Consider the following 8,872-nt stretch of genomic DNA (forward strand, 5'->3'; position numbering starts at 1 on the left):
ACGCAAGGTCTCGTTGAAGCCGCCGTCCTGCCACGCGAGGAGGATCTCTTCCTTGGACTTGAAGTAGTAGAAAAACGTCCGCCGCGAGATCCCCGCCGCCTCCGCGATCGCGTCGAGCGTGGTGGCGTCATAGCCCTTGGTCAGAAACAATTTCAGGCCCTGCTCGGCGATACGATGCAACGTTTCGCGACGCTTGCGCTCGCGCAGGCCTTCCTCCTTTCGGGGTAAACTTTTCATGACCCGTTCTGCCATGAAATCGACTAGTTTGCAAAATTACACTAAGTGCAATGTGTCGATGACACTCGGTGCGAGTTCATGCAAGGGGCCTTCATGGTGAACGGGTTGGGCGGCGACACAGGCGGACCGAAACCCCTGACCCGGCGGCACCTCGGTGCCGCGCTGCTGGCGGTCGCCGTCACGGCCACGCTCGCCGCGCCTCAAGCGCGGGCGCAGTCCGCGCCCCCGCCTCCCGCGGTCATCGACTTCGATTGGGTCGATCCGGCGCGCTCGCGCCCCGTTCCAGCGCGCCTGCACTGGCCGACGGATGTTGCGCCGGGATCGCGCGTGCCGCTCATCGTGTTCTCCCATGGGCTCGGCGGCTCTCGCCGGGGCTACAGCTATCTCGGGCGATACTGGTCGGCCCGTGGCATCGCCAGCTTGCATGTCCAGCATGCCGGCAGCGATTCCTCGCTCTGGGCGGGCAATCCCCTCGCCGTCGTGGACCGCCTGCAGCGCGCTGCTCACGAGAGCGAGGCGCTGGCGCGCGCCCAGGATCTGCGCTTCGCCCTGGATCGCATGCTGTCGAGTCCCCAAGGCGCCCAGATCGACCGCCGGCGGATCGTGGCGGCGGGGCATTCCTATGGGGCGAACACGGCCCTTGTTGCCGTTGGCGCCCGCGTGATGCGCGAGGGCAAGTGGGTCGAGGCGCGCGACCCGCGCTTTGGCGCCGCCATCGTCATCTCGGCCCCGCCATTCTATGGCGAACCCGATCTGGCCGCAGTGTTGAGCAGGATCACCGTTCCAACCCTGCACGTGACGGCGACGAACGACGTCATCCAGATTCCCGGATACTACTCGCCCGCTGCCGATCGGCTAGCGGTCTTCAACGCCATTGCCACACAGCGCAAGCTGCTTGCCGTGTTCGAAGGCGGCTCGCACAGCATCTTCACCGATCGCTCATTCACCGGTGGTCCGGCGCTCAACCCGAAAGTCAAGCTCGCGACGGCCGAGCTGACCCTGGCCTTTCTCGACCTGGTCTTCGATGGCAACGGCGCAACGCTGGCGCGCTGGAACGTGACCTGGCAGCCCATGCTGGCCTCGGCGCCGGGCGCGGTACCTTCTCCCCTGCCCGTCGCACAGTCCCGGCGCGTGGCCCAGGGAGCGGCGACCGGTCTCGTTCCCTCGCCATGAGGTGGCTCGCAGTTGCGGCGTTGAGTTCGATGGCCGCCGGTTGCGCGGCGGCCCCTCTGGAACGGGCGGGATCGCTGGCCTCCTACGACAATCTCACGCCCTCCGATGGTCTCTTGACCAAGTCGCAGCTCCGGATCAGCAAGGCTGATGTTCTCGCCGCGAAGACCGCCCGCATCGAGCCGACCGCGTTCACGGCAACCGCGGCCAGCCAGCCGTTCTCGCCGCAGCAGCGCCGGCTGATCAAGAATGCGGTCAACAGGGCGATGTGCCTGGCGCTCAGCGAGCGCTTCCGGATCGTAGCCCCCACGGAAACCGCGGACTTGAATGTTCGCGCCGTCATCACACAGATTGCGCCGACCGATGCGGCAGCAGCCGGCGTCTCCAAGGTCGCGAGCGTTGTGCCATCCATCGTCGCTCCCGGCGTGCCCATTCCGGTGCCGCGTCTTCCGATCGGGCTGGGCAGCCTGTCCGTCGAGGCCGAGGCCCGAGACCCCAGCGGCAAGCAACTGGCCGCCATGATCTGGGCGCGCGGAGCGAACTCCTTCACCAGCGCTCCGCGTGTCTCGAGCGATGGCGATGCTTATGACCTGGCCGAGACTTTCGGTAGCGATTTCGGAAGGTTTCTCGTGACCGCGGAGAGTCCGTTCGGGAAGGTCCCCGCGCCGCCCTCCGTCGACAGGTTGAGCGCCTCTCTCGGTGGCGCGCCCAAGGAAGCGATCTGCGAAACATTCGGCCGGTCGCCGGGATTGGCGGGACTGGCCGGAGAAAGAATCGGCTTGCCGCCGGACTGGTCCGACCGAGGTGCGCCGGACAGCACGACGTTGGAAACGCAGAACGTCAACTGAGCTCAGGCGGAACGGCCGTTTGCGTTCGGCCTTCCACCAAGGATCCGCTCCTGATCCGGCAGACTACTCCGTCCTGCGCAGGAACGCCCCGAAAGCCCGTGGGCCGTCGCCGGTTCCGATCTCGCCGATGACCTTGAGCTCGGCCGCATCGATGATGCCAAGCGTGTTGCTCTCCCAGCAGGCGACGATGACGCGCTTGCCGTCGGCGGTCGCCGCGATGCCTTCGGGATAATCGCCGACATTGATGCGTTTGATCGGCCTCAGGCTCGCAAGGTCGAACACGCTGACGGTGCCGGCATATTGGTCGGTGACGAAACCGCGCCCTTGCGTCAGCGCCACCGCATAGGGCCGCATGCCGACCGGCACGCGGCCGATCTCACGGCCGTCCGCAATGTCTATCACGGAGACGTCGTCGGACCCGACATTGGCGGTGTAGGCGCGCCTGCCGTCGGCATCGATGGTGACGCCGAACGGGCGCGTGCCGACCTTGATGATCGCCCTGCGCTGGCGCGTCGCCGTGTCGACCACCGAGACGCTGTCGTCGTCGCGGTCGGCCGAGAGCAGCAGCCGGCCATCCGGCGTCACTGCAAGACCCGATGGCGAAGCGCCCACCGCGATGCTCGCGGTGACGCTGCGCGAGGCCGCATCGATCACCCGCACCGCGGCGGCGTACCAATCGGCGACATAGACCGTCTTGCCGTCGGGCGCCACGGCAATGCCGAGCGGCCCGCCTCCGACCTCGACACGGCCGACGACCTGCCGGCTCGCGGCATCCACCACCGTCACCGCCTTGGCGTCGGGGCTCGTCACATAGGCAAAGCGGCCGTCGGGACTGACGGCGACGCCGGCCGGCTTGCCGCCGATCGGGATGGTCGCAACCCCGCGCGCGGCGGCAAGGTCCACGACCATCAGATCGTCGCTGAGCTGGTTGGTGACGAAGGCCTCTTCGGCGGCTGCACTGCCGACCGCGAGGCCGCCGACGAGCACCGCCAGAGCCAGCGCGCGCACGATCAGCTGCCGCTCTCGATCTTCTTCTTGAGCGCCTCGAGGCCGGCCTTGTACAGCCCGCTCACCGCAGCCTTCGCAGCCTCGTCGTTCAGCTCCGGCGGTGGATCGTTGTTGGGATAGCCGCGATAGAACGCGCCCGCCCATTCCAGTTTCGCCTTGCCGTCCGGCGCAGGCGACACCGTCAAGGTCGAGGAATAATTGGTCACCGGCAGCACCTTCACGTCGACCTTGGTGATGCGGTACGAATAGCTCTGCATGTCGGGCTCGTATTTGTAGAGCTCCTCCTCCACCGTCGCGCCGCCGGTGAGGGTCAGAATCCGCGTCGCGCCGATCTCGTTGCCCTTCTGGCCTTCCGTCTTGGTGACCGGCGGGAGCCAGCCCATGTCCTGGAAATTGGAGATCGCGGCCCAGACCTTGGCCGGCGGCGCGCTAATCTCGATGGATTCCCGCACCTTCTGCCGGGTCGGCCCGTGGGCCCAGACCGGCTCGACAACGGTCGCCAGAGCCATCCCCGCCAACGCCAGCGCCGCCACACCGGCGAACGCCGTTCCGCTTCTCATCCTCATCTCGTGTTTCCTCATCCTTGAATCTGCGCGGCTTGGGGCGCGCTGGAGATCATCGTAGCGCAATTTTGGACGGTGGGGAGACTTGTTCGTGGCGCGTATGTGGCGGGGACGTCGCCAGTCACCACACAATCCCTTGCGGCGCCCGATGAGCAAAACACCCAGACCGGGGTCAATGCATCGGCCGAAAAACAATTCGCTTTACTAGAATTCGGAATTATCGCATCTTTCGCGCACCCCAACCCGGGCCGAGGGGCGTATCGCGATCGTCACGAACGCGGGTTGGGAATGTGGTGGACGCAGGCAGCGTCGCGCGCAGGTGAGCTTGCAAGGCGGGTCACTCCGTGAGCAGGCGCCGCGCGCACACGACGGGCGCAGCCTCGCGTACGGCGAAATCGTGTGGTCCTGGCGCCCGGGGTCTGTGCGCCAAGGCTTGCGGTGATGCATAAAGCCCAACCGGGCTCGCGCATCGGTCATCCGCAAGGCGACGGGGGCAATAGTGCATCGCTCCCCGGGGAGAGCGCGACATAAGCCGTAAAACCACTGCGCAGGGAAGGCCGGATGTTGAGGCAGCCCTGTATGCCGCTGTGCAGCTTTCTTGAAGCACACGCTTTCGCACAGTGGACCGCGGGTGCCAGCCGGCACCCGGTCTTCCCTGCGCCCTCGGCATCTTTGGGGGCGGCAACGGATGCAAAGCTCGGGCGGAACGCGCCGCGAGGAAGCGAACCTGTGCCAGCCAATCCGACAAAAGGTCTCGTGCCCCGGACGCGGCGCAGCACGAAGTGATGTGCCGCAGAGCCGGGGCCCATGCATCCGTGACATTGCGGCTCGCTGGGTCCCGGCTCTGCGCCGCAACGCTCACGCGTTACGGCTTGTCCGGGACACGAGGGCTGAATGCGTTGGCACCCTCCACTGGGTCCTTGGAAGCGCCGAACAAGTATTCGTTCGACTACTCCCCGAGCGTCGCTTCGACGAACCCGCGCGGGTCATTGCAGAACTCGCGCATCACCCGGTAGTGATCCGTCTCCTCGACCGTCACGGGCTCGAGGCCATACTTCGTCAGCCGCAGCAACCGCGCGTTGGGATACGCCATCAGCATCGGCGAATGGGTCGCCATGATGACCTGGCAATTGCGCGACGAATCCATCCGGTGCAGCAGCTTCAGAAACTCCATCTGCCGTGCCGGCGACAACGCCGATTCCGGTTCGTCGAAGATGAAGATGCCCTGCTTCTGACATCGCTCCTGGAAGAAGCGGAGGAAGCCCTCACCATGGGAGTACGACAGAAAATCGGGCGGCATGTCCGAAACCTCGTCGAGATATCTTGCGACGGAGAAGAAGGTCTCGGCGCGGAAGAACCAGCCATTCGTGATCTTCGGCACCCAGCCGGCGCGCAGCGCCGACGACAACTCGCCGCCCATGATCTCGCGTGCGTTGGAATGATCAACCGGACGATAGCCCTTGCCCCCACCCGCGTCGTCAAAACCGGCGAGCGCCGCAATACCCTCCAGGATGGTCGATTTCCCGGTGCCGTTCTCGCCGACGATAATGGTAATCGCGTCGTCGAAGCTCAGGTCGAATTCTTCGCGGAAAATCGGCAGACAATAGGGATACGCCTCCCAGTCCGGGACCAGCGCGCGATCGAGCCAGATGCGCCGAAGATAGGGAGCAGGCAGCCTGATGTCGCGCTGTCGTCCTCGCATATTACCACTCCCCCTCCCGCCAGAGGACGTCTCCTCCAGATGAACATATCAGGAACGCTCATCCCTAGAAAGTGATTTCACCGCGAATGACGCGGTCAGCCCGCATTCTCATCCAGCGCCTCCAGCACCAGCTCCATCGTCATCAGCACGGGATTGTCCCCGCGGACGAGGCGTCCCTCTGCGAGACCTCCGGTGTAGTCGATCAGCGCAACGTCGAGCGCGGCTTCATGTCCCCCGGAAGCTCCCGGCACGATCGTGCCGGCGACTATTGCCAGCTCGGTGGCGAACGGCTCGGTGATCCCGCCATCGGTGAAGCGCGCCCCGATCGTCGAACCGACCCCGCCGTGAATCTTCGCACGCGCAATGCCATGCGTGTGGCAGAACGCTTCGAGGCAGCCTGCAAAGTCCTGGTTCGGCCGCAACCGCAGCGCGAAGGCCCGGCTCGTCGTCCGCGCGCCGGTGCGCTCGGCCGCTACCGGCCCGAACAATTTGAAATTGGTCTCGGGATCCGGCTCGGCCATGAACATCGCACCGTCGACGCCGAAGGCCTCGACCTCGAACGGCTCGGCGACGATGGTCTCGTCCGGCATCATGTGGCCCCCGCTGGCCTTGCCGTCCGCCTCCGTCCAAAGCCCGTGGCAGTGAAAGAACGGCGCGCCGTCGCGCATGCCGAGAGTCATGCTGCCGAGCCTCGTGCGAGTCCCGCCGGCCGGCCGGAACGTCTCGCTGTAGAACGCGGCGTTGTCGCCGGTCGTCGACAGCGCCGGCATGACATAGGCGAACGGCCCGAGCGCACCGCGGCGAAAGTTCAGGACACCGCCGGCAAAACCTTCCGCGGCAAAGCCGCGCCGCGCGGCCTCCAGCAGCGGCAGGCCGGCTTGAAGCGTGAATCTGAAAGCACGTCCCCTCGCCTCCACCCATTGAATGCGTTCGGTGGCGGGCGAGCCCGGCTGCTTGATACTCCGCATCTGCCGTGCTCAGCCCGTCCTGGCCTTGTCGAGGTCGAGCAGCCCGCGCGCCTCGAGCTCGTCGCGCACCATGCGCTTCGGCACCTTGCCGTAGCCGGATTTCGGCAGCGCATCCCAGAAGAAGAACCGCTTCGGCATCTTGTAGCGCGGCACCTTCGGCGACAGAAACGCCGCCATCTCCGCTTCGCTCACGGCCTTCGCGCCTTCCCGCGCAACGCAGACCGCAACGCCGACCTCGCCCCAGGTCGGATCGGGCACGCCGAGCACGGCGACCTCGCCGATCGCTGGGTGCGTCAGGATCTTCTCCTCGATCTCGCGCGGATAGATGTTGGAGCCGCCGGAGATGAACATGTCGGAGGCCCGTCCGGTGATGTAGACGAAGCCCTCCTCGTCCATGTGGCCAAGATCGCCGGTGCGGAACCAGCCGTTGCGAAACGCCTTCGCATTTGCTTCGGGATTGTCGTGATAGCCGGCGAACACGGCCGGCCCGATCACGCAGATCTCGCCGCTCTGGTTGGCTTTGAGCTCGCGGCCCTCGTCGTCCTGGATCGAGACCTGCATGCCGGTCCGTTCGAAGCCGCAAGTGCCGATCTTGGCGTGCGGGCCGTCCTCGGGATCGTGGAGTGCGGCCGGCAATACGGTGATGTTGCCGGTGACCTCGCCGAGGCCGAAATACTGCACGATGACCTTGCCGAGCTTCTTCAGCGCCGCCTTCTGGTCCTCGCGGTACATCGGCGCGCCCGCATAGATGACGTGGCGCAGCGAGGAATGATCGTATTTGTCGGCGGCGGGATGCTCGACCATCATCTTCAGGATGGTCGGCACGGTGAAGAGATTGCTGACGCGATGCGCCTCGATCAGGCGGAACGCCTCGTTGATGTCGAACTTCTCGGTCGGCAGCAGCACCGTGCATGCGCCGCGCGCGGTCTGCATCAATTGGTGTACGCCGGCGCCGTGCGAGAGCGGCGCCACCACCAGCGAGGCATCCTGCTCCGTCACACCCGGCGTGAGATCGGCAAGATGATTGGTGACGACGAATCCCATCTGGCCGTGGGTGAGCACGGCCGCCTTGGAGCGGCCTGTCGTGCCGGAGGTGAAGAAGAACCAGCAGGGATCGTCGTGCTCGACGGCGACATTCTCCACGGCAGCGCCCGCCTGCGAGGCGATGGCCTCGGCCACCGAGCGTTCGCCGAAGGCAGCCTTGCCGTCGATGCTCCAGGTGAATTGCAGCGCGCCGCCCTTCACGGAAGCGGCGTGCTCGGGAAAATCGATATGGCACAAAAACGCCTTCGCCCCGGACGCCTCTGCGAGATAGGCGACCTCATCGGGCATCAGGCGGAAATTGGTGGGCACCCAGACCGCGCCGAGGCGGAACGCGGCAAACATCGAGAAGAACATCTCGTCGCCATTCTTGGAATGGACGAGGATGCGATCACCCTTCGCAATGCCGCGTGCAGCAAGTGCAGCCGCCAGCGCCGAGACCTGCGCATCGATCTCGCGCCAGGTCCAGGACTTGTCACCCCAGACGAAGCCGGGACGCGCGCCATGCCGCCGCGCATTCTGGGTCAGCATATAGGCGAGATTCATGACGCGGCGAGACATGCGCAGGGGCTGCATCGGGCTTCCTCTTCGGCGACGGGCGGCACGCGAGCCGTCCGTTCATTGCGGCCCATTTATCGCCAACGCCAGCGGCCCTGCAAGGCCTGCGGCCGTGGACCTGCCCTACGGCTGCTTGAACGCAAACGGGGTCGCGCTGATGGCCTTGGCCTTCCAGCAGGCCTGCGCACCAAAGCCGCCGCAGAAGCTGCCATGCAGATCGAAGCGAATGGTGCGCGCGGCGCCGCGCTTCGCCGGTGGGGCCATGATCCTGTAGCGGAGGACGTAGCCGTCGAACACCTCACGTACGCTACCATCCGGCAGCGTCACCAGGATCTTCATGACGCATCCGCCGGTTCCGCAATAGGTCGTCTCGCGGTCGCCGCACTTGGTGTCCTGGAAATCGACGATGTAGTCCTCGCGGCCATCGCCGGTCAGGTCGATCCTGCGCACGGTATTGGGAGCGAAGGTCACCTGGCCGCCTTCCTGGCTCTTGCATTCCTCATTGGCAAAGCGCACGGCCTTCTGCACGCCGGGCGGATAGTCGGCCGGGTTGAACGGCTTTGCGTCGTCGGCACGCGCGCCGGTCGCGAGCAAGGTCACGAGGAGGATCAGGTATCGCATTGGCGTTGGTCGCAACGACGAGCGCAATCGTTCAGGGAATCTTAAACATGATCGACGCAACCTCGCTCAGTTCTTGCGTACAGAGTGCAGCATCATGGTCAAAGCGCCCGCCCTATTCCTGTTGTCGCTGGCGCTCGCCGGATGTGTCGCTACTCC

At 65.6% G+C, this 8,872-nt stretch carries 9 protein-coding genes; 2 read left to right on the plus strand and 7 right to left on the minus strand.

Annotated features, from left to right (window positions below):
* Positions 1 to 237, minus strand: a 237-nt coding sequence (locus tag JHD07_RS24760) for a helix-turn-helix domain-containing protein (protein WP_291626818.1), incomplete at its 3' end; no start/stop codon positions are given.
* A gap of 93 nt (positions 238 to 330) precedes the next feature.
* On the opposite strand from JHD07_RS24760, the gene JHD07_RS24765 reads away from it, so the two are divergent.
* Both JHD07_RS24765 and JHD07_RS24770 read left to right on the plus strand, forming a co-directional pair.
* On the plus strand, positions 331 to 1,410 hold the full coding sequence (locus tag JHD07_RS24765) for an acetylhydrolase (protein ID WP_291626820.1): 1,080 nt from the start codon (positions 331 to 333) through the stop codon (positions 1,408 to 1,410).
* Positions 1,407 to 2,255: a DUF3313 domain-containing protein gene (locus JHD07_RS24770; protein WP_291626822.1), complete on the plus strand. Its 849-nt coding sequence runs from the start codon at positions 1,407 to 1,409 to the stop codon at positions 2,253 to 2,255. The genes JHD07_RS24765 and JHD07_RS24770 overlap by 4 nt, the downstream gene beginning before the upstream one ends.
* A gap of 63 nt (positions 2,256 to 2,318) precedes the next feature.
* On the opposite strand, the gene JHD07_RS24775 is transcribed toward JHD07_RS24770, so the two are convergent.
* The 6 genes from JHD07_RS24775 to JHD07_RS24800 all read right to left on the minus strand — a co-directional run bounded on the left by JHD07_RS24775 (position 2,319) and on the right by JHD07_RS24800 (position 8,716).
* Complete coding sequence (locus tag JHD07_RS24775) at positions 2,319 to 3,263, minus strand: cytochrome D1 domain-containing protein (protein WP_291626824.1); 945 nt, start codon at positions 3,261 to 3,263, stop codon at positions 2,319 to 2,321.
* 2 nt (positions 3,264 to 3,265) lie between these two features.
* On the minus strand, positions 3,266 to 3,829 hold the full coding sequence (locus JHD07_RS24780) for an SRPBCC family protein (protein WP_291626826.1): 564 nt from the start codon (positions 3,827 to 3,829) through the stop codon (positions 3,266 to 3,268).
* A gap of 946 nt (positions 3,830 to 4,775) precedes the next feature.
* A complete protein-coding gene (locus JHD07_RS24785; protein ID WP_291626828.1) occupies positions 4,776 to 5,528 on the minus strand; it encodes an AAA family ATPase in 753 nt (250 codons plus the stop codon).
* Positions 5,529 to 5,623: 95 nt separating this feature from the next.
* Positions 5,624 to 6,496: a DUF296 domain-containing protein gene (locus tag JHD07_RS24790; protein ID WP_291626830.1), complete on the minus strand. Its 873-nt coding sequence runs from the start codon at positions 6,494 to 6,496 to the stop codon at positions 5,624 to 5,626.
* A 9-nt stretch (positions 6,497 to 6,505) separates the two neighbouring features.
* Entirely contained in the window at positions 6,506 to 8,113 is a 1,608-nt protein-coding gene (locus tag JHD07_RS24795) for an acyl-CoA synthetase (RefSeq protein WP_291626832.1), read from the minus strand.
* Positions 8,114 to 8,218: 105 nt separating this feature from the next.
* Complete coding sequence (locus tag JHD07_RS24800; protein ID WP_291626834.1) at positions 8,219 to 8,716, minus strand: hypothetical protein; 498 nt, start codon at positions 8,714 to 8,716, stop codon at positions 8,219 to 8,221.
* Positions 8,717 to 8,872: the final 156 nt, after the last annotated feature.

Source organism: Bradyrhizobium sp. (assembly GCF_016462955.1).
Lineage (GTDB): Bacteria > Pseudomonadota > Alphaproteobacteria > Rhizobiales > Xanthobacteraceae > Bradyrhizobium.